Genomic DNA, 20,460 nt, shown 5'->3' with positions numbered 1-20,460 from the left:
TGTTGCCGCTACGCGGGGGCGCTGACCGTCGCTGCAGGATCCGGGTGACCGGTTTCGTGGGGGTAGCCCGCGCTCACGAGGTTGAAGGCGTCCATGATGAGCTGCGGCAGGCGCTCGTCGGGAAGGTCATTGCGCCACCAGATTTCCAATGAGGTGAGCATCGCTGAAAATGCGGCCGATGCCACGAGAGATGGGTAGAGATCGGTGGTGGCGTCAGTCCCGGTTCGGGCGGCGACGAGGAAACACAGCTTTTCCAGGAGTTGGACCTCTTGGGAGACGCGATAGGGACGCAGTGAGGGATTCTTGTGCTCCAGATCGGCCATTCTGGCGGCGCCGCGCAGCTGGTCGGCGTGATCCCGTGCGTAAGTGCTCAATAGCTCGCAGAGGATCTTCAATGGCGGGTCCTGTGACGTGCTGGCGCTGAAGTCGTCAAGGATCCGAGCGGCGTCCGCCTTGCCGGCTGCGAGAACCGCTTCCTCTTTAGAAGCGAAGTAGTTCGAGACGGTCCGCGGCGAGACGAAAGCCTCGCGAGCGATGTCATCGATAGTGACCTCGTTCAGCCCTTTTTCTTCTGTGAGCTTCAGGGCCGCTGCGGAAATCGCATCCCGCGTCATGAGCTTCTTTAGTTCACGCAGGCCAACGTGGTCGTCAGTCATGGGGACATGATACCCCATGGTGAAAGGAGCACTCTATCCTTTCGACCTGCCGTGCCGCAATAGTTCAGTGGCAAAAAGGAAAAGGCTCTTGGCTACATATTCGAGCATGTGATTAACAACACGAGTCACCGAAAGAAATAGGTAGACAAACTAACTAAATGCCAGGAGGGCAAAGTTTGGATACAGCAGGTTTCTCAAGACGGACTCTTGCGGATCATGCAAAATAATGCAAAGATTGCTCCAAGTACCCGATTCCTAACGGACGAGGGGACTCCCAGAAAAGGCCCCTTGCGGCCCCACCTTGACGTTAGGACCCTCCATGACACACGCATATGCACTCGTCGCCACCCTTCAGTCCTTCATGTCTGACCGCTTCGAAGGCCGCAAGGACAAGGGCGCCACCGCCGTGGAGTATGGGCTGCTGGTGGGTCTGATCGCCGTTGTGATCATCGCAGCCGTCCTACTTCTCGGTAACACTCTGGACGGGCTGTTTGACCAGGTCAACGATGCTCTTCCGGACGCACCCGCCTGATTCAAACCGCTTCCCATAGCTAGTTGCCGGTGGAGCCCTCAGGGGGGTTCCGCCGGCAGCTTTGGTTTTAAAACATGGTCGACTTCAATCCCGGGGGGACCGAGACATGAAAGCACAAGAGCGTGATCGCGGCGCTTCGGCGGTGGAGTTTGCCATTGTCGCTCCGATCTTGGTCCTGATGCTTCTCGGGATTCTTGCCTTTGGGCACGCATTTCACGTGCAGTCAGTCCTTTCCAATGCCGCACGGGACGGTGTCCGAGTGATGGCGCTACAGGACACCTCTAGCGGTGCTGATCCGCAGACCGAGGCACGTCAGACGGCCATCACCTCCGCGGCTCCCTCGGCCAGCGTTGCCGCTGATCAGATCACCATCACCCCCGCGACCTGCGAAGCGGCGAGCACCGTGGGGCCAGGTACCGCCACGGTCACCATCAGCTACCCGATGCAGCTGCTCGGCGGCTTCGGTTCCGTCACGCTCACCGGCAAGGGGACTATGCGATGCAATGGCTGAGAACTTTGCTGAATACCCGCCTAACGAATACTGACAGCGGAGCCTCGGCGGTGATAGTGGCACTGATGATGGTCCCCATCATGATCCTTGCCGCACTAGCCATTGATATCGGCGCGATGCACGCTGATCGGCAGCAACTGCAGACCGGGGCTGACGCCGGGGCGCTGGCCATTGCTCAGGACTGCGCACGGGAGGATTGCGAAACCACAGCTGCCACCGCCCAGACCATGGCTGAGGTGAATCTAAACTCTGGTGAAGCCACGGGATCCATCAGCGCATTCGACCCTACGGCGGGGGAAGTTACTGTGGAGACAGGTACGACTCGGGAGCACTGGTTCGCTCCGATCATCGGGGTGAACTCCACTCGTCTCGCCGCTCACTCCAGTGCCCGGTGGGGGTACCCCACCGGGGGGACCGCTGTGTTGCCGTTGACGTTTTCCTGGTGTGAGCTCGAAGCGCAGGCGGGTATCACTGTGGTTCGAGATGAGACCGGGGCAGTGACCGGTGTGGACATTCCCGAATCTACGCCGGACGAGACCATCTACTTCACGAAGGCATCAGAGACTGAATGCACGGGTCCCTCCAACAACTTCCTCCCCGGGGGTTTCGGTTGGTTGACCCCGAGTGCCCAGAGTTGTGGAAAGACCGATTCGATCATCGACGGATGGGTCGGTTCAGACACGGGCAATAACGTGCCGTCTATCTGCACTGATGCAGAATTTCAGAAATGGGTGGGCAAGACTGTTCTGCTGCCGATCTTTGACGAGTACACCGGCACCGGCAGCGGGGGCGAGTACCGTGTCTTCGGTTATGGTGCGTTCACGCTCACGGAGTACTACTTCGCCGCTCAATACCGCTCATCCACGCCGCCCTGTGGCGGCGCCGACCGGTGCATTCGGGGAAGCTTTGACCGCTTCGTGGACCTGACCGAAGATTTCGACTACAGCCCGAGCGGACCCCGCCTGGGTGCCGCCATCGTGGCCCTGACCGAGTAAGGCCGAATCCATTGTCCCGTCGCTTCATCGCCGCAATCGCCGCGGTTATTCTCGCCGTCCTCGCTGCCGTGCTAGTGATCAACTATGTCAACGCCGCGGACGAGCGCGCCATGGCGGGAATGTCACCCGAGTCGGTACTCGTGGCCACCGAATCGATTCCCGAAGGGACACCAGTGGCAGAACTCGGGGAGGTCGTGACCACCGAGGAGGTGCCGGCCTCTGCTGTGGTCCCGGAGAGCATCAGCTCACTTGATCAGGTCGCGGGGGAGCTGACGACGACGGCGCTCTACCCCGGTGAGCAGCTTGTCGTCGGTCGATTCGCCTCCCCAGAGGAACTTGCAGATCCCACCGAGGTGGACGCTCCTGAGGGTTTCCACGAGATCACTGTTCAGCTGCCCACGACCAGGGTGATTGGCGGTCATCTGACACCTGGTGACACCGTGGGATTCTTCGTCAGCCCTGAGGAACCTCAGGAGACGCAGCTGATGCTGCAGAAGGTTCTCGTCACCAGAGTCCAAGGTGGTGTAACTCAGGCCATGGATGAAGATGGAGAAGAAACCACGACAGCGGCCGCGGAGACCCTCATGGTGACCCTCGCTGTCGAGGCCAGCGATGCGAAACTTGTTGCTCATGCCGCGGAGTTCCACGGAGTCTGGCTCTCACTCGAGCCGGAGGACGGCCCTGTAGAGGACACGGGTCCCATCCAGGTCGAGGATGTGCTCGAATGAGTCGCATCGCGATCGCCGCCGCAGGTCCTGATATTGAATCGGCCTATGCGGAGGCTGCTGGTCCCGGGCATCTCTTTCTGCCTAGGCCGTACTCGGAAAATCCTGCAGACCTTCTCGGGCGGCTCAACGGGGCTCCGGTGCCCGGAGTGGTGGTGATGGACTCACGGCCAGACCCCGAATTGAGCCTGAAACTTGCGGCCCGCTTCCACGCAGAATACCCAGACACTGTGGTTCTGCTGGTCACTGATCAACCCGAAGCGCTGGGTCTGCCCGCTATGCGCGCCGGAGTCAAGGACCTTCTGTCCGTCACAGCGGACGGGCCGGAGATCCGCCACGCGCTGGGTGAAGCTTCTCAGCTGGCCGATACGCTCGCAGCCCGCCACGCGAGCGCTGAGACAGACACGCCTACCGGCCGGGTGATCACGGTGGTCTCCTCCAAGGGGGGTGTGGGCAAGACGACAGTGGCGACGAACGTCGCCGTCGCGCTCGCCCAGGCAGTGCCATACTCCACGGTGATCGTGGATCTGGATCTACAGTTCGGCGACGTGGCGACGGCACTGAACCTTGTGCCGGAGCACTTCATACCCGACGCGCTGCAGAGTGTCGCTGAGGGCGACACCATCGCCTTGAAGACCCGGTTGACGCTGCATGAGACCGGTCTTTACGTGTTACCAGCTCCGGCACATCCTGCTGAGGCTGATGGCATCACGAGCGCTCAGATCAGTCACCTGTTGAAGGTCCTGACTCAGGAGTTCCCCTATGTGGTGGTCGATACCTCCCCGGGACTCTCGGACTACACGTTGGGCGCCCTGGATCACACTACGGATCCATTGCTGCTGACGGGGCTCAGTGTGACCGGAGTCAGCGGCATGCGAAAGGTGGTGGACACACTCTCGGTGCTGCAGATGTTCACCGACCGGTACCACGTGGTGGTCAACTGGGCTGACGCGGCAGACGGGGTGTCCCTGCAGGACGTGGAGCAGACACTTGGCGTGTCCGTAGGAACCTCAATCCCGCGATCTCGACGCGCTCCTGCTTCTGCCAACCTTGGAGTTCCGCTGATGCAATCTCATGTGCGCGACCCGCTGGTGAAATCAATGGCCTCGCTGGTGAACGTATTGCTCCCAGAAGAAGTGAGACTGGACTCACGAGGCAGACTCCGCGTGAAGTCAAGGCGCAAGGCATGAGCCTCTCGGAACGGCTCAAGGCCGTGCAAGAGAACCCGGCCACCGGATCGTCGAAAGCCGCCTCGAAGACGCCTCCGGTAGCCAAGGCGCCACCGGCGAAGACTCCTCCGGATCCGACAGTCACGCCAGATGTGGGATCTGGGCCTGCGCCCCGGTCGGTCTCCCGGAGAACGGCAGCGACAGTGACGGACCAGTCCACCACTGCGGCGCGCGCTGATGAGCCCGAGGATGCGCTTCGACGGCTGAAGGAAAAAGCTGCTGCCACTTTGTTCGAGCGGATCGGGGCGCGTCTCAACGACCCGAAACTGGATGAACGCCAGCTTCACGCGCTTGTGCGCGCGGAGCTGAACGCCGTGATCGAGAAATCTTCGATCCCGTTGAGCGCCGAGGAGCGCAAACGTCTTACCGCAGAGGTTCAGGACGATGTCCTGGGCTATGGTCCGCTTCAGCGACTGCTCGATGACGAGACCGTTACCGAGGTCATGGTCAACGGACCGGACATGATCTTCATCGAGAAGTCCGGCCGGTTGCAGCGAGCCGCGAGCCGATTCGCCTCCGAGGCACACCTGCGACTTGTGATTGAACGCATCGTTTCTCGCATCGGGCGCCGAATCGATGAGTCCGCCCCCATGGTGGATGCGCGGCTGCTCGACGGATCTCGCGTCAATGCGGTGATTCCCCCGCTGGCCTTCAACGGTTCTTCGCTGACGATCCGAAAGTTCAGCAAAGACCCTTTCAAAGTGGGTGACCTCGTACGCTTCGGCACACTCAGCCCCGAGATGGCCGAACTTCTGGACGCCTGCGTGGCTGCCAAGCTCAACATCATCGTTTCCGGCGGCACCGGCTCCGGCAAGACGACCTTGCTGAATGTGCTCTCCTCTTTCATTCCCGACGGCGAGCGGATCGTCACGATCGAGGACGCCGTGGAGCTGCAGCTTCAGCAGGACCACGTGGTCCGCCTGGAATCCCGACCCCCGAATGTGGAGGGCAAGGGTGAGGTCAGCATCCGAGACCTGGTCCGAAACTCGCTGCGAATGCGGCCCGACCGGATCGTGGTCGGCGAGGTTCGCGGCGGCGAGAGCCTCGACATGCTCCAGGCGATGAACACCGGTCACGACGGCTCGCTCTCCACCGTTCACGCCAACTCGCCGCGCGACGCCGTTGCCCGCCTCGAGACCCTGGTGCTCATGGCCGGGATGGACCTCCCGCTGCGTGCCATCCGAGAACAACTTGCCTCGGCAGTGGACCTGATCGTCCAACTCACCCGTCTCCGGGATGGCACACGGCGGGTCACCGCAGTCACCGAGGTCCATGGAATGGAAGGGGACACGGTGACCCTGCAGGACGTATTCCTCTTTGACTACTCCGCAGGAGTGGATGACTCGGGCAAGTTCCTTGGCAAGCCGGTCTCTACAGGAATCCGGCCGCGGTTCACCGAACGTTTCGAGGATCTGGGGATATTTGTATCTCCCCGGGTCTTCGCACTTCCCGAGACGGGGCCAGCGCGATGATCGACTCAATAGTCGAACTTTTCGCAGAGCGCGGGTTGCTTGCCAGCGCCGTGCTGGCTGGCTCGCTGGCTATGGGTCTGCTGGGGTATCTATTGTTCTCTCCCGGGCCAGTCCGGATCCCGGTGGACCGGCGCCGCCCTGGTCACGAGCAAGCCGTTGGCATGCTGGAGCGTGGCGCTGGCAAAGCCACTGCGTTCGTCGAGAAGCTCATCCGGCGGCGGGGCACGCCGGTCGGAGCCTCCACGCTTGAGCTTGCAGCGGTGAAACTGCGGCCGCAGGACTTCGTCTTCCTCGTCGCAGTCGGCTCCCTCGTGGGAGCCTCCGTGGGACTGCTGTTCAGTGGTGTGTTGCTAGCGGTCCTGCTCGCAGCGGTGGCGCCACTTGGGGCGAAGATCGTGTTGAGCCTGCGAATCTCCAAACGACAGAAGCAGTTCGCCGAGCAGCTGGATGATTCTCTGCAGCTCATGGCTTCGAACCTGCGCGCCGGGCACAGCCTCCCCCAGGCACTCTCCTCAGTGGCGAACGAGGCAGAGGCCCCGACGTCTGAGGAGTTCGTCCGGATCATCAACGAGACACGTGTCGGGCGGGAGCTCGGCGTAGCCCTCGATATGACTGCGGCGCGGATGGCCAGCGACGACTTCTCTTGGGTCACCCAGGCGATCGCAATCAACCGAGAAGTCGGCGGAAACCTCGCCGAGGTACTCGACGGCGTATCTGGCACTATCCGTCAACGCAATGACATCAAGCGCCAAGTCGCCACCCTCAGTGCAGAGGGAAAACTTTCCGCCCTGATTCTGATGGTCTTGCCGTTCGGTCTGGCCGGATTCCTGCTGTTGACCAACCCCAGCTATCTCGCTCCGTTCACTGAAAGCATTTTAGGATACGGCTTGATGGTCCTGGGGCTCATCATGCTCACTATCGGAGGACTCTGGCTCCGCAAAACCGTTGAGATCAAGTTCTGAAGCGATGACTGACGTCGTGATCCTTGCAGCAGTCTCCGCGGCGATCGCAGTAGGCGTGGGGATCTGGTTGGTCTGGACCGGGGTGGACCCCGTCCGACGCCGGGCGCAGGCAAACCTTCGCCGTGGGGGCGTCACCCTGGTCGCAGCCACCAGCACGCCGGCAAGCGTCCCACGTGGAAAGTCGCTGGCTGCTCTGGCCCGACGGACTACTCCAGACTTGATCGTCCGTGTGCTCGATCGCCAGCACACCCTCGCGGGACGTCCTGCCGCTTGGACCTTGGACAAGCTGCTTTCGTTGAAACTGCTCTGGGTTCTAGTGGGTGTCCCAGTCAATCTGATGATTCTCCTGTCAGGGCCTTCTCCCCTGCTGGTGCTGATTGCGACCCTGGTCACCCTGGTTGGGTATTTCCTGCCCGAGCTGCTGCTCAACAGCGAGGGGACCAAACGCCACGAAAAGATCGAACTGGAACTCGCCGACACCCTTGACCAAATGACCATCGCCGTGGAAGCGGGGCTTGGCTTCGATTCCGCTATGGCGCGCGCCGCGCAGAACGGCAAAGGACCCTTGGCTGAGGAGCTGGTGCGCACCCTGCAGGACATTCAGATGGGCAACTCTCGCCGTCAGGCCTTCGAATCACTGACCACGCGCACCACGGTCCAGGATCTGCGGCGCTTTGTCCGCGCCGTGATCCAAGCCGACGCCTACGGGGTCTCGATCGCAGGCGTGCTGCGGACGCAAGCTGATGAGATGCGGCTCAAACGACGCCAGCGCGCCGAGGAGAAGGCGCAGAAGATCCCGGTGAAGGTGCTTGCGCCGCTGATGCTTTTCATCCTGCCGGTGATCTTCATCGTGGTGATGGGTCCAGCCGCGATCAATATTGTCGAATCCTTCAGCGGCCTGTGATGATGGATCACTGGTTGATCTCATTGGTCACCGGAGCGATTTCCGGTCTATCTGCTGGCTTCTTCACCGGCTCTGTGCGCCGCGTGATTCCGGAAGGTTCCTGGTGGCTCCGGGCCCGCGCCCACGTCCCGCTCGCCGCGGCCGCCGGGGTCGGAGCCGCAGTTCTTGCGAGAAGTCCTGCAGAGCTAATCGCGTTCGCCACCGCCGGAGTGGGATGTGCCCTGTTGATGGTCGTGGACATCGCGGTGCATCGGCTGCCGGACCGGATGGTGGCGGGAACCGCCGTCGCACTTCTGGTCCCCCTGGGTGTCGTGGCGGCGACCGGCTCCGGTGGTGACGCGTTCGCAAGGAGCCTGCTGGCCGCCGTCGTACTTATGGCCGGGTATTTCCTGCTTGCCTTGATCTCACCTGCGGGGCTGGGGCTTGGTGACGTGAAGTTCGCCGCCGTCATCGGTGCGCTGCTGGGCTGGTTCGGCTGGTCCGAAGTGGCCGTGGGCACTGTGCTCGGATTCTTGCTCAACGGCGTCGCGGCGCTGATGGTGGTGCTGCTCCGCAGGGGAGACCGTACATCATCAGAGGTGCCCTTCGGTCCCTCCATGCTGGCCGGCGCGGTGCTCGCGCTGGTTATCAGTTTCTGAAGGCGATCAGCGTCTGACCGCGGCCCGGGTAGTCTGCCGCGGCGCTGATTTAGGCCGCACCGGCACCTGCGCTGCCTCAGTTCTCTGCACCCGGTGCCAGATGACCGAGACGATGGTCCCCAGGGTCAGCGTGGCCATGAGCAGCACGCCGACGGCGAGGAAGTTCCATCCCAGACCGAAGACGGCGATCCCTGAGACGGCGAGCTGTGAGCTCTGGGTCATGTCAGCTCCGTACATTCATGCTCCTTTCATGGCGTCGTGTGGTTCTCCCACGTGAGTCCACGCCCCCTGGGAGGAGGTCAGCTTCTGCCACACGGCTCCGAGATAGGCGCTCTGCAGGATCAGCGCGTAGATCAGCTCCGGGATCACCAATGCGGCGAAGATCCGGTATCGCCACGGCTCGTCCCACACGGTGACGACCCGTTCAATCGCGAAGATCGCGCCGACGGCCAGCCAGAGGGGCTCGACGAGGATGAATCCGTTCACGAAGTAGGAGCTCACGGTGAGGGTGAGCAGCGTGGCCATCAGCAGCACCGAGAGCGCGAGCATGAACTGTTGAAAGATGTAGCGCCGGGTGACGCGGTTCCAGCCCATCTCGAGGATGTTCTGCAGCGCGCCGAGGTACCAGCGGCGGCGCTGCAGCCACAGCATGGGCACGTTGGGCATGGTCTCGGTGGTGCTCTGACATTCGGCGGGGGAGCGCAGCTGCCATCCACAGGCCTTCAGCGTCATGGTCAGCCGCATGTCCTCGGTGATGGTCTCTTCTTCGTAGATCGAGCCGAACCGTGAGCGCACCTGCGCCAGGGCTTCCCAGCGGACCAGGGCGGCGGTGCCGGACATCACGAAGGTCCGTCCGGTGCGCTCAATCTGCTCGGCGTAGCGGACCCATTCCAGGTACTGGCACAGTTCGAGGTACCCCGTGGGCCGGTGGGCCTGGAACACCGCGCCGACCCCGCCGACCTGTGGGTCTTCGAACTCGCGGAGAGCGCGCTCCACAAAGCGCGGCACGATCTGGGTGTCCGCGTCCACGATCAGCACGAAGCATCCGGGGTCGATGGCATCCAGCGCCTGGTTCAGCGCCCCGGCCTTGCGCGCGGAGTTCTCTTGGGTTTCGAAGACCTCCACGTCCAGGGCCTCGGCGATGGTCACGGTGGGGTCTGTGGAGTTGTCAGAGACGACCATGATGCGATCGATCTCTACGGTCTGGGCGCGCAGCGACTCGATGGTCGAGGGCAGCGAGCCCGCCTCATTATGGGCAGGGACCAGCGCGGTCACCCGCGCAGTACTTTTCAGGGTCATAGCGGGACAGTCCTTACTGTCCTCCGCATCGGCTTCGGTGCAAGTGAATCCGAGGAGAACGCGTCTGACATTACAGATTTGAAATACATTCTGCACGCTTTGGACTGTAAATGAGACGTATATCACTTCATGGTGCAAGCGTTCGACCTGCGCTGAGACGGGAAGTACGCAGTTCTCGAGTCACTCACCCGCCCGGTTTACTCGTCCAGTGGACAGATGGCCGGAAGCTTTAGGACAGGGTTCAAAAAGCTGCTCCGCAGCAGTAGCCTGATCCGCACGGGACCTGAATGCGCAGAGGTTTCCGGAATCCAGTGCGAGGAGAGGAACGCCATGTCTCACGTGAAGTCCATGCTTCAGGTCCACCCCAAGGGAGACCTTGGGATCGACCAGGAGACGCTGGCGGCTTGTATTGCAGCCTGCTTCGAATGTTCGCAGACCTGCACGGCCTGCGCTGATGCCTGTCTCAGCGAACCGATGGCCAGTGAGATGGCCAATTGCATCAGCACAGATCAGAACTGCGCCGATATCTGTCTCACCACCGGACGCATTCTCACCCGCATCACCGGCCAGAACGAGGACGTTCTCCGCGCGGTGGTGCAGGCCTGCCGCGAGGCTTGCCGAGCTTGCGTCAAAGAATGCGAGAGCCACGCCGAGATGCATGAGCACTGCCGTCTGTGCGCGGAGGCGTGTCGGCGCTGCGAGGCCGCCTGTGATCAGCTGCTCAATGCCATTGGCTAGGCCGCCCGAAAGCAGCCCGTGATGGCGATCTTCATAGTTCCTTCATCGAATCTTCAGTCCAGCTGAGCTGGGCATCCGCGGGTGGTCAATTAGGGTTGAAAGCCGACCGATCCCTGGTCGATGTTCGGTAGGCCACTAGAAGGACTGTATGAGGATCTTCCCCCGAAGGCTGCTGTTCACCGGCGGGTTGGGACTTCTTGGCGCCGCTGGTGTCACAGCGTGCGCTGAAGCTGAACCCACCGGACAGTCACAGACCGGAACCGACCCTCAATCCGGGGAAGATTCGGGAACTCTCGACGCTGGTGGGCATGTTCACGGCATTGTGCGTGACCCCTCCGATGGTGTGGTGCTTCTTGCCACGCACTACGGACTGTTCCGCATTGAGAACGGCGCACTGACTCCGGTGGGTCCCACCGTCGATCTGATGGGCTTCACGCTCGCCCCGCAGGGGCACTACCTCGCCTCGGGCCACCCCGGGAGCGGAGTCGATCTGCCGGAACCTATGGGATTGATTGAGTCCACTGATAAGGGGCAGACCTGGTCGCTGCTTTCCCGCGGAGGAGAGTCGGACTTCCACGCACTGACTGCCGGTGCCGGAAGAGTACTTGGCTTCGACGGGGAACTGCGCAGCAGCACAGACGGTCACAACTGGGAGACACTCTCCATCCCGGCGCCCCCTGCCGCTCTGTCCACCGCCCCGGGGTCCGGCACGATCGCCGCAGCCACTGAAGCGGGGCTCCTTGTCTCAGCCGATGGGGCCAGCTGGGAGACGCTTCAGACCCCCAGTCTGATCTCGCGCGTGGCCTGGGCTGACGAAACTTCGATCGTGGGGGCCGGCACAGATGGCAGGCTGCTGACCAGCCGCGATGCGGGGCAGACCTGGACCGCGAGCGAGGACCCGGTGGGTGAGGTCGTTGCCCTTGGAGCAGGCCTCACGGAGGAGGGGGCAGTGGAAGCTCTGTTCGTCGCCGACTCCACCGTCCTACGCACCACCGATGGAGGGAACACGGTCGAGCAGCTCGTCTGACCGACAAGGCCGACCGGTCCCGCAACGTGTGAATCACAGCTCTTCGAGCATGGTCTCCATCTCATCGATCTCGGCCTGCTGGTCCGAGATGATGCTCTCTGAAAGCTCCAGGGCCTCAGGGTTCTCCCCGTTGTCCAAATGGTCTTTGGCGGAGGACACCGCACCTTCATGGTGGGCGATCATCTGCTCCAGGAACAGCCTCGACGCCTCAGTCCCGGTGGCGTTCTCCAGCTCACTGAGCTCATCATCGCTCATCATGCCCTCCATGTCCGACATGCCCTCCATCGAGTCCATGCCCTCCTCGCCGTGGTCCATGCCTTCCATGTCGTCATCACTGGTGTCTTCTTCGTCCCAGGCGTCCAGCCAGGCTTGCATCTGCTCGATCTCAGGCCCCTGGGCCTCACGGATGTCCTCGGCCAGTGTGGTGACCTCAGGGTCGACGTCGTCCTTCTCGAGAAGGATGTCGGACATCTCCACGGCCTGTTGGTGGTGCATCGCCATCCCGGAGACGTAGTCCACGTCTGCCTCGTTGTACTGAGCTGAGACCTCCTCGGTGCTCTGGGTCGTCTCCAGTGCGGACTCGCTGGGCTCTTCTGCTGAGCCACACCCGGCGAGGGTAGCCGCGAGGGCAAAAGCTCCGATGCTTGCGGTCAAGGTCTTCGTCGTCATGGGGGTGCTCCTAGGGTCAGGCGGATTCTCGTCGATGTTCAAGACAACACCGGGGTGGCGCGCACTGATGCCTGAGAAACCGGGTCTTCAGGGAATCTTCATCGAATGCAGGCTTCTCCTTGACCGTGAGGTGTGAACCGCCGACCACCCTCACCGCAGAGGCGCCGGTCAGACTGGGGTCAAGGATCAGCGCGCGGTGCGGCGGAGCTTCGGCAGCCGGAGCAGCATTTCGAATGGACCCCGCGTGAAGTGACGGCGCCAGAGCCAGGCGAAGACCATCAGCACTGCGACCGTGGCCCCCGTTGCAAGCACGCCCTGCGCCATTGTGTCCGGCCCAGGGCGCACCAGGAACGCCAAGATCAAGAGGTGTCCGATGTATGCGGTCAAGGCCATCTGACCGAGGGAAATCAACGGTGCCAGCCCGGGGCTTGTCCAGGCGCTGATCTTCAAGCAGAGACCCAGCACGAACACCGCAGAGCCTGTCCCACTGATCAGCCACAGCGGCATCTGAGAATGCGCCACCGCACTGGTGAGTCGTTGCCAGTCGAGATGACTGGTGGGTTCACCGAAGATCGACACCAGGGCAGTGGAAAGCAGACGCGCACTGAGGGCCGCCCCGGCGCCCCAGAGGATGAGACGAGTGCTGACTCTGGACTGTCCGAGTTCCTGCCGGCCCAGCCAGAGGCCGAAGACGAAGGCCGCCCCCCAGACGATCAACGGGTAGGGTCCCGTGATCACGACATCGAGGAGGATTTCCCCGATCGGGTCAGTCGCCGAGACGGGATCCCGGTCGAAGCGCCCGTCCGTCTGGGCCTGGACGAGGATCCAGAGGGGCGGGCCGACGACGGCGCTCAGCCCGGCCACCACGAGGAGGCTGCGCCCCGAGGCGCGGAGCAGCGGCAGGGAGAAGAGGATCAGCAGCGCGTAGATCTGAAGGATCACGGAGACCTCGTGATCGAGCGTCTGCAGCGCGAGACCGCCGAGCATCAGCAGGGCACAGCGCCAGATCAGCGCAGCCCAGGGCAGCGGGACCTGATCTGAGCGGGAACGCCGAGTCATCAGCGAGAGTCCGATGCCGCCGAGCAGCACGAACAGCAGGGACGCCCGGCCATAGGGCACACGGTAGAGCAGTTCCAGGAACTCATCGTCGCCGCGAGGTCCTGTGTTGATGGCGATCATGCCGATGACGGCGAGGCCGCGCGCTGCGTCCAGGGCGAGCACGCGGCGTCTACCCAGGAGGGACGCTCCTTGAAAAGGGACGGTTCCCTCTGTCGACACTCTGGTCCTCCGCTTGCTTCGATTGATTCGCGCTCTGCGCAGGGGTGCTCGCGCAACCATTCATGCTAGCCAGCGCGTCTCACGGACCAGCACCCCACACGGCTTCCTTCACTGAACCTTCATAGTCGCTGAACCTTCATAGTCGCTGCGGTGCGACGGGGGAGTTCATCCTGCGGGGAAGCTCCACAGAGAACACGGCCCCCCTCCCCGGACCCTCACTGTGCCCGCTCACGGAGCCGGCGTGCGCAGTGACGATGGATCGCACGATTGCCAGACCGATGCCCGAGCCACCGTGACTGCGGTCCCGGGCGGTGTCGACGCGATAAAAGCGCTCGAACACATGCGGCAGGTGCTCGGCTGCGATGCCATGACCTGAATCTCGCACTTGCAAGTTCACCGACGTGTCATCGGCTACTGCGCTCAGCGTCACCGTGTCACCGGGGTCAGTGTGCTGGAGGGCGTTGTCGAGAAGATTGGTCAGCACCTGTCCTATGCGGTCGGCATCGAGGCAGAGCACGAGGTCGCGGGCCTCCATGCTGGCGGTCACGCGCAATTCCACGCGGTGGTCCTTATAGCGGCCGCGTATCTGCGTCTCCGCTGCGGTGAGGAGGTCTCCGAGCCGGATGGGCGTGGGATGCGTGCTCAGACGCCGCTCCTCTGCCGCGCTGACCAGTGAGATGTCAGCTGCGAGCCGAGTGAGCCGTTCGGTCTGCTCGCGGAGCATGACCAGCGTCTCGCCGTCTGCACGAGCCACCCCATCCTGCATCGCTTCTAGATAGCCGTCCAGGGTGGCGACCGGGGTGCGCATCTCATGTGCCAGGTCCGAGAGCATCCGGAGGCGGGTGCGCTCGGTCTGGTCCAACTCCCCGGCCATCGCGTTGAATGCGCTCATCAGCTCCGCAAACTCGACTCCTATGCCGTCTTCGGGAACACGCGCCGTGAAGTCTCCCTGGGCCACTCGCGTGACCGCGGCCTGAACCTCACCGATGGGGTGGACGAGCCTGCGGACCAGGAAGAACGTGACGAGCACCGAGGCGGCCAAGGCTGCCGTGAGGGACAGAGCCAGTGTGGTGGTCCAGGCCGTGTCGAATGCCTGCTCCGCATGAGCCACCACGTCGGAGTCGGGGCCGACGGGGCTGACCATGAGCATATGGTCATGGAAGAGCGTCGGTCCGATGATCAGGGCGACAATCCAGGCTGTCACCGCTGCGACGCAGAGCACCGCGACCAGTGCTGCGAGTATCCGTGCCCCGAGACCGGGCCGGCGCCGTCGGCGGGTCACCGGGAAGCACCCATCTTGTAGCCGACCCCGCGAACCGTGTGGATGAATTCAGGGGAGGCGGGGTCCTCACCAAGCTTCCGCCGGAGGTGTCCAACGTGAACGTCCACGAGGTGTGGGTCGCCGAACCAGTCATCGCCCCACACTTTGTTGATCAGTTCACGACGGGAAAGCGCGACGCCAGGCTTCGAGAGCAGCGCGGCCAAGACCTCGAACTCGGTGCGGGTCAGGTCGATGGGGGAGCCCTGGAGCCGAGCTTCACGGCCAGCGAGGTCCATGCGAAGACCCTCCAGCTCAAGGACCTGAGCTCCACCATCACCTCCGGTGCGGGGTCGGCGGAGCATGGCGCGGACCCGCAGCATCAGCTCTCGCGGGCTGAACGGTTTGGACACGTAGTCATCAGCGCCCACCGAGAGACCGATCAGCCGATCGACCTCCTCCACGCGGGCAGTGAGCATGATGATGTAGCAGTCGGAGAATGTCCGGATCTGCCGGCAGACCTCGACGCCATCCATACCAGGCAGGCCCAGGTCCAAAATCACCACGGCGGGCTCCTGCTCGCGGACCATCTCCAGGGCCTGCACTCCATTCCCGGTGGAGTCGACGCCGAGTCCTTCGCGGAGGAGGTACTGTCGCACAAGTCGCACGAGCGGTTCCTCGTCGTCGACCACCAGAACGTTGATCTCGTGGCTCTCGTTTTCTCCGGTGCTCATTCTCTGATCGTAGATCAGCGAGACCCGAGGGTTCCGGGGTCGGCCGACGGCGCGCGGCTTGGAGCGGGGTCCTCGGCGCGACACGGCTTCAAGGTCAGGCTGAAACCTCTCGCTCCTTGCGCGCCCTCGCTCATTAGACTTCACTGCATGTAATTATCGGCGACCCTCGAACCTCCCGACGGAGGCGAGGGGCCGGGTCCGAGCGTGAGTTCGTCCCGGAGTGGGGATTGTTGGAAGGTCGTCTGTGAGCAAAGAACCAGCCGCTGAGGAGTCGGGCCGCCCGCCTGAGAATGAGGCCGCGGGCCCCGCGGTCGAGCAGCAGCGCCCAGACACCCCCGACGACGACGCCGCCCACCCCGGTTCCGCAGAGCCTGCGGAGACCGAGGCCTCCAGTGAGTCCGATGGAGCGGCCCCACGGATTGCCTCTGCTGATTCGGCCGAGTCGCCATCGACGCCAGGCTCCCCAGGTTCGCCGGCTTCCCCAGACTCACCGGATTCTCCTGATTCCCCAGCGTCCGCAGACTCGGCGAGCTCAGCGCCCTCGGCAGCTTCCGCCGGCTCCGCAGACACCGCCGTCGCCCCCACCTCCGATGGCCGCGACCCGGTCGCCGCCTGGCTGGAATCCGTGGGCTCGGGCACCGAGAACGACACCATGCTGCGCTTCGCCCCCAGCCAGCACAACGCGATCGACCTCACCGACGCCAACTCCTCCGGCATGATGCAGCTCATGGCCGGGCGCAAGACCCGGCTCTCCACGCTGCTCAATGATGACTCGGCCTTCACCGTGGGCAAGCAGGCAGCCCAGGGCATCCGCTCCAAGATCCGCGAGATGTCCGAGGAGCGCGGGATCGACGTCGGGTTCCTCGCGGCCGGGATCGCCAGCTGGACCGAAGAAGCCGGAAGCGGCCCCTCGGGGGAGCAGTTCACGGAAGACTTCACCGCGCCGGTGATGCTGGTCCCCATCACGCTGCGGCCCCGTGAGGAGGGCAGCGGAGACTTCGAGATCCAGTTCAGCGCACCGGCACGGCTCAACCCCGCGCTCATTCGGCACCTCGCCGCCCGGCACAGCACCCACCTGGACCCGACCGAATTCCACAACACCGGCTACGTCACCGCGCGCTTCGACCCCAACCGGCCCGCGGACATGCTCGCGCGCATCGCCGGGGACGTCCCGTCCCTGGGCTCGGTGCAGGTGTGGCGCCAGCTTTACGTCTCCACCTTCGCCGATCTGACCTTCCTGGGTGACCCCACCGGACTGAAACTCGATCACCCGGTCATCCACGCGATGGCCGCGGGCAAGCAGCTGGGCCAGACCCGCGCCGTGCGCACGCTGATGGACCTGCCGCCGGTGGACGAGCGCGAACCGCGCGACGAACGCCTCGTGGCCGACGCCGACCCGCACCAGCAGGCCGCCCTGGACGCGATACTCGCCGGGCAGTCCGCCGTCGTCTCCGCCCCCGCCGGAACCGGTCAGACCCAGACCGCGATCAACGCCGCCGCCGGCCTCGCCTGGCAGGGCAAGCGGGTGCTGGTCCTGGCCGAGCGCACCGCCACCCTGGAGCAGTTCAAGGACCGGCTCTCCGACGTCCACCTGGGCACCCTGGCTGGCAACATTTCCGCCGCGGCCACCCCGGAGGAGATCCGCGACCAGCTCATCCGCGCGATCCGCCGAGCCGAGCGCGCAGAACCGCCACGGCTGACCGCGCTGCACACCCGGCTCAAGACCAGCCGCCACCAGCTGGTGGATCACGTGAAGTCGCTGCACAACGTGCGCCGCCGCTGGGACTGCTCGCCCTACCAGGCCATGCAGGCACTGGCCGCGCTGACCAGCCTGAACCCCGCGCCGTCGACCGCTGTCCGGCTCAAGCGCTCCGTGCTGGACAACACTGTGGACCGCAGCCAGATCACGGTGAAGCTCAAGCGCGCCGCCGAGCTCGGCGCTTTCTCCGCCGAGACCCGCGACAGCCCCTGGTACAACGCCCGGCTGTCCAATCGGCAGGAGACCCGGGACGCCATGGCCCTGGTCAAGGAGCTGCGCGATGACCTGCCGCAGCTGCGCCGAATGATGGTCTCGGCCTGCCAGGCGGCCGGGATCACCCCGGGAGACACCTTCAACGACTGGAACCGGCAGGTGCTGCTCTTCCAACGCGTGCAGGAGTCGCTGGGCAAGTTCACCCACGACGTCTACGCTCGCGCGGTCGATGACCTGATCGCCGCCACCGCCCCGGGCTGGTGGCGCCGGCAGAACAACGTGGAGATGACCTCGGTGACGCGCTCACGGCTGCGCCGGGTGGCCAAGGAGTACGTGCGCCCCTCCGTGGCCATCGGGGATCTGCATTCCTCGCTGATCGAGGTGCAGAGCGAGCGCGAGGAGTGGTCCGAGTGGGCCATCTCCGGCTCCGCGCCCAAGGTGCCCCACCGCGTGGACCGGCTCACCAACACCTTCGGCGAGGTGCAGGATCGGCTGCAGCGCCTCGATGAGGTGCTCGAGACCGGATCCCTGGCGGACATGCCGATCGAGAAGCTGCTCGAGACCGTGGAGACCCTCGCCGGGGATGAGAAGCCGCTGGAGACGCTGCCCGAGCGCACGCTGCTGGGCGAGCAGCTGCGCGAACAGGGCTTCCGTGACCTCATGGAGGACTTCTCCGCGCGGGAGATCAGCGCGAACGTGGTCGCCGACGAGCTGGAACTCTCCTGGTGGCAGTCCGCGCTGGAGGCGATGATCTCCGGGGACGACTATCTGGCGATGACCACCGGGGAGAACCTGCGCAGCATCGAGGAGACCTTCCGCGAGGCCGACGCCGGGCATATCGAGACCAGCGCCCACCGGCTGGGCCATGCGCTGTCCGTGCGCTGGAAGTCCGCCGTGGAGGCGCACCCGCAGGCCGCAAGCCGGCTGCGGGAGCTGCTGCGAGATTCCGCCCCGACGATCGAATCGCTGGAAGCGATCAACCCCAAGCTGACTCAGCCGCTGGTGCCGATCTGGACGACCTCTCCGCTGGGCCTGGGGGAGCAGTTCCCCTCCGACTACCGGGCCGACGCCGTGATCCTGCTCGACGCAGAGTCCCTCGCCGTGCCCACGGCGCTGAACGCGATCACCCGCGCGGGACAGGTGGTGGCCTTCGGCGACCCGGTGGCCGGTTCGCCGACCCCGTTCCACGTCTCCGCCGATCCGGTGGCGCGTGAGACCGAGCAGCACCGTCCAACGTCGATCTACGCGGAGCTGGCCGCCGTGCTGCCGCTCTACACGCTGCGCCAGGTCCACCGCGGGGTGGATCAAGAGCTCACCGGGCTGCTCTCCGCCGCGCTCTATGACGGAGAGCTCACCCGCCTGCCCGACGCCGCGCAGCTGACCGGGCAGAACCGCCGGTTCACGGTGGAGCATGTGGCCGGGGCGCCGGCGGGATACCGCGACGCCGTGGAATCGCCCACCGGCGAGGTCAACCGTGTGGTGGACATGGTCTTCGAACATGTCAGGTCCCGGCGCAGCTCCTCGCTGGCAGTGATCACCGGTTCGGAATGGCACGCCCGACGGGTGGCCGATGCGATCCGGCTGAACCTCGCGAACCACGCCTGGGCCAAACCCTTCTTCGCCGACGGCGCCCACGGGGAGAGCTTCGTGGTGGCCCCGGTGGAGCGCGCCGCCGGTCTGGTCCGCGATGACGTGATCTTCAGCCTCGGCTTCGGACGCTCCGTCAAGGGCGAGGCGGCCACCCACTTCGGGGAGCTCTCCGAGCCGCGGGGCCGCGAGCACTTCGCCGTGGCGGTGACCCGGGCGCGGGACCACCTGCGCGTGGTGACCTCGCTGAGCAGCGCCGATATGGACCGTCCGGCGCTCACCGAGGGCGCGCGTGACATCTATGACCTGATCAGGCTGGGCCTGGAGGGCGCGGGGAACCCCACAGCCTCCGCGCAGCTGACCGACCCGCTGGTCCTGGACCTGGTGGACCGGATCCGGGCTCGCGGTGGACGGGTGGAGGACGGGTTCCGCGGAACCCTGGACCTCGCCGCCTGCTCGCGCAAAGCCGCACCGGACACTCCGATGGTCCCGGTGGCGATGGTCTCCGACGGCACCAAGAGCTACGGGGCGATGTCGGTGCGCGAGCGCTCGCGGCAGCGGCCGAAGGGCTTCGAGGAGCTGGGCTGGATCTACATGGCGCTCTGGACCATCGAGGTGTTCTCCGACCCGGTCCGCTGCACCGAAGCCGTGGCTGAGAAAGTCGGCCTGGCCTCCGGGCCGGAGTTCGCCGAATCCGGACGCATCACGGTGCACACCACCGGAATCACCCCGCGCGGTCGGCGCTCACGGGAGGACGAGTCCCGCGGCGACGGCATCCGCTTCGGCGGCGCGGCCGATATCGAGGACGAAGATTCGCACCGCAAGTCCAAGAAGTGGCTCTCGCCGCGGGAGCGCGGGGCATGGAAGGAATAGCCGAAGGTCCGGGTTCTGGATCCTCCGGGGGTGTGCGGCGCAGAGGTCGACGTCGCGTGGTCGCCCCGCCCACCTCGGGACAGTCTCACGAGGTCGAGTCCAACTTTTCCGATCCTTTCAGCTCCCAGGACCGCGACGCCGACTCTGGTGGGTCGACCTCGGGGTCGGCGCGGGGTGCTTCGCAGGCTGGGAAAGCTGGGAAGTCGGCGACGGCGGGCGCGCGGAACTCGGATGCTGGAGCGTCGGATGCGCCGAAGCCTGCGTTGACTCCGCACGAGCAGTGGATCCTCAGCCAGCGACCGCCGCACTGGTAGCCGCGACAACCTGTTGGGGCGAGGTCCCGGTGCGCCGTGCACGTGGTGCCCGGTTTGTGCTCGCGTCGTCCAGCTGTGGGTGTGCAG

19 protein-coding genes are annotated in these 20,460 nt (G+C 64.5%); 12 read left to right on the top strand and 7 right to left on the bottom strand.

The features are described from left to right. Window positions 1–8: 8 nt before the first annotated feature. Entirely contained in the window at window positions 9–656 is a 648-nt protein-coding gene (locus tag IY716_RS10490; RefSeq protein WP_218221660.1) for a TetR/AcrR family transcriptional regulator, read from the bottom strand. 319 nt (window positions 657–975) lie between these two features. Here IY716_RS10490 and IY716_RS10485 point away from each other — a divergent pair, with 319 nt between their 5' ends. From IY716_RS10485 to IY716_RS10445, 9 genes are all read left to right on the top strand, one after another. After that, window positions 976–1,188, top strand: coding sequence for a Flp family type IVb pilin (locus tag IY716_RS10485; RefSeq protein ID WP_369699684.1), 213 nt, complete (start codon window positions 976–978; stop codon window positions 1,186–1,188). A 106-nt stretch (window positions 1,189–1,294) separates the two neighbouring features. Beyond that, entirely contained in the window at window positions 1,295–1,699 is a 405-nt protein-coding gene (locus tag IY716_RS10480) for a TadE/TadG family type IV pilus assembly protein (RefSeq protein WP_218221659.1), read from the top strand. Beyond that, window positions 1,687–2,694: a TadE/TadG family type IV pilus assembly protein gene (locus IY716_RS10475; protein WP_255316741.1), complete on the top strand. Its 1,008-nt coding sequence runs from the start codon at window positions 1,687–1,689 to the stop codon at window positions 2,692–2,694. The genes IY716_RS10480 and IY716_RS10475 overlap by 13 nt, the downstream gene beginning before the upstream one ends. 11 nt (window positions 2,695–2,705) lie before the next feature. Continuing rightward, window positions 2,706–3,422 carry a Flp pilus assembly protein CpaB gene (locus tag IY716_RS10470; protein WP_218221657.1) on the top strand — a complete coding sequence of 239 codons (717 nt, stop codon included), beginning with the start codon at window positions 2,706–2,708 and terminating at the stop codon, window positions 3,420–3,422. Continuing rightward, entirely contained in the window at window positions 3,419–4,609 is a 1,191-nt protein-coding gene (locus IY716_RS10465) for an AAA family ATPase (RefSeq protein ID WP_218221656.1), read from the top strand. The genes IY716_RS10470 and IY716_RS10465 overlap by 4 nt, the downstream gene beginning before the upstream one ends. Beyond that, window positions 4,606–6,120, top strand: a complete 1,515-nt coding sequence (locus IY716_RS10460) for a CpaF family protein (protein WP_218221655.1) — start codon at window positions 4,606–4,608, stop codon at window positions 6,118–6,120. Before IY716_RS10465 ends, IY716_RS10460 begins: the two co-directional genes overlap by 4 nt. After that, window positions 6,117–7,082, top strand: coding sequence for a type II secretion system F family protein (locus IY716_RS10455; RefSeq protein WP_218221654.1), 966 nt, complete (start codon window positions 6,117–6,119; stop codon window positions 7,080–7,082). Before IY716_RS10460 ends, IY716_RS10455 begins: the two co-directional genes overlap by 4 nt. A gap of 229 nt (window positions 7,083–7,311) precedes the next feature. Beyond that, window positions 7,312–7,986 carry a type II secretion system F family protein gene (locus IY716_RS14050; protein WP_369699683.1) on the top strand — a complete coding sequence of 225 codons (675 nt, stop codon included), beginning with the start codon at window positions 7,312–7,314 and terminating at the stop codon, window positions 7,984–7,986. 2 nt (window positions 7,987–7,988) lie between these two features. Next, window positions 7,989–8,624 (top strand): A24 family peptidase, encoded by a 636-nt coding sequence (locus tag IY716_RS10445; protein WP_218221652.1) that lies wholly within the window; start codon window positions 7,989–7,991, stop codon window positions 8,622–8,624. A 6-nt stretch (window positions 8,625–8,630) separates the two neighbouring features. On the opposite strand, the gene IY716_RS10440 is transcribed toward IY716_RS10445, so the two are convergent. Beyond that, the gene (locus IY716_RS10440) at window positions 8,631–8,846 is read right to left on the bottom strand and encodes a hypothetical protein (protein WP_218221651.1); all 216 of its coding nucleotides are present in this window, start codon (window positions 8,844–8,846) and stop codon (window positions 8,631–8,633) included. A gap of 15 nt (window positions 8,847–8,861) precedes the next feature. Continuing rightward, complete coding sequence (locus tag IY716_RS10435) at window positions 8,862–9,923, bottom strand: glycosyltransferase (protein WP_218221650.1); 1,062 nt, start codon at window positions 9,921–9,923, stop codon at window positions 8,862–8,864. Between the two features lie 330 nt (window positions 9,924–10,253). On the opposite strand from IY716_RS10435, the gene IY716_RS10430 reads away from it, so the two are divergent. Together IY716_RS10430 and IY716_RS10425 are read left to right on the top strand one after the other, a co-directional pair. Then, window positions 10,254–10,661 (top strand): four-helix bundle copper-binding protein, encoded by a 408-nt coding sequence (locus tag IY716_RS10430; protein WP_218221649.1) that lies wholly within the window; start codon window positions 10,254–10,256, stop codon window positions 10,659–10,661. Between the two features lie 148 nt (window positions 10,662–10,809). Further along, window positions 10,810–11,688 carry a F510_1955 family glycosylhydrolase gene (locus tag IY716_RS10425; protein WP_218221648.1) on the top strand — a complete coding sequence of 293 codons (879 nt, stop codon included), beginning with the start codon at window positions 10,810–10,812 and terminating at the stop codon, window positions 11,686–11,688. A gap of 33 nt (window positions 11,689–11,721) precedes the next feature. Here IY716_RS10425 and IY716_RS10420 read toward each other — a convergent pair whose 3' ends face one another. The 4 genes from IY716_RS10420 to IY716_RS10405 all read right to left on the bottom strand — a co-directional run bounded on the left by IY716_RS10420 (window position 11,722) and on the right by IY716_RS10405 (window position 15,627). After that, window positions 11,722–12,357: a DUF305 domain-containing protein gene (locus tag IY716_RS10420; protein WP_218221647.1), complete on the bottom strand. Its 636-nt coding sequence runs from the start codon at window positions 12,355–12,357 to the stop codon at window positions 11,722–11,724. Window positions 12,358–12,543: 186 nt separating this feature from the next. Continuing rightward, a complete protein-coding gene (locus tag IY716_RS10415) occupies window positions 12,544–13,578 on the bottom strand; it encodes a DUF418 domain-containing protein (protein WP_218221646.1) in 1,035 nt (344 codons plus the stop codon). 193 nt (window positions 13,579–13,771) lie between these two features. Beyond that, entirely contained in the window at window positions 13,772–14,917 is a 1,146-nt protein-coding gene (locus tag IY716_RS10410) for an ATP-binding protein (protein ID WP_218221645.1), read from the bottom strand. Then, window positions 14,914–15,627, bottom strand: coding sequence for a response regulator transcription factor (locus IY716_RS10405; protein WP_218221644.1), 714 nt, complete (start codon window positions 15,625–15,627; stop codon window positions 14,914–14,916). The genes IY716_RS10410 and IY716_RS10405 overlap by 4 nt, the downstream gene beginning before the upstream one ends. A 244-nt stretch (window positions 15,628–15,871) precedes the next feature. Here IY716_RS10405 and IY716_RS10400 point away from each other — a divergent pair, with 244 nt between their 5' ends. Next, window positions 15,872–20,059, top strand: a complete 4,188-nt coding sequence (locus IY716_RS10400; protein ID WP_218221643.1) for a DUF4011 domain-containing protein — start codon at window positions 15,872–15,874, stop codon at window positions 20,057–20,059. The last annotated feature ends 401 nt before the right edge of the window (window positions 20,060–20,460 follow it).

Origin of the sequence: Nesterenkonia sp. Act20, from assembly GCF_019173455.1 — a bacterium.
Taxonomy (GTDB): Bacteria; Actinomycetota; Actinomycetes; order Actinomycetales; family Micrococcaceae; genus Nesterenkonia.
This window is presented reverse-complemented; position numbering and strand designations above follow the sequence as displayed.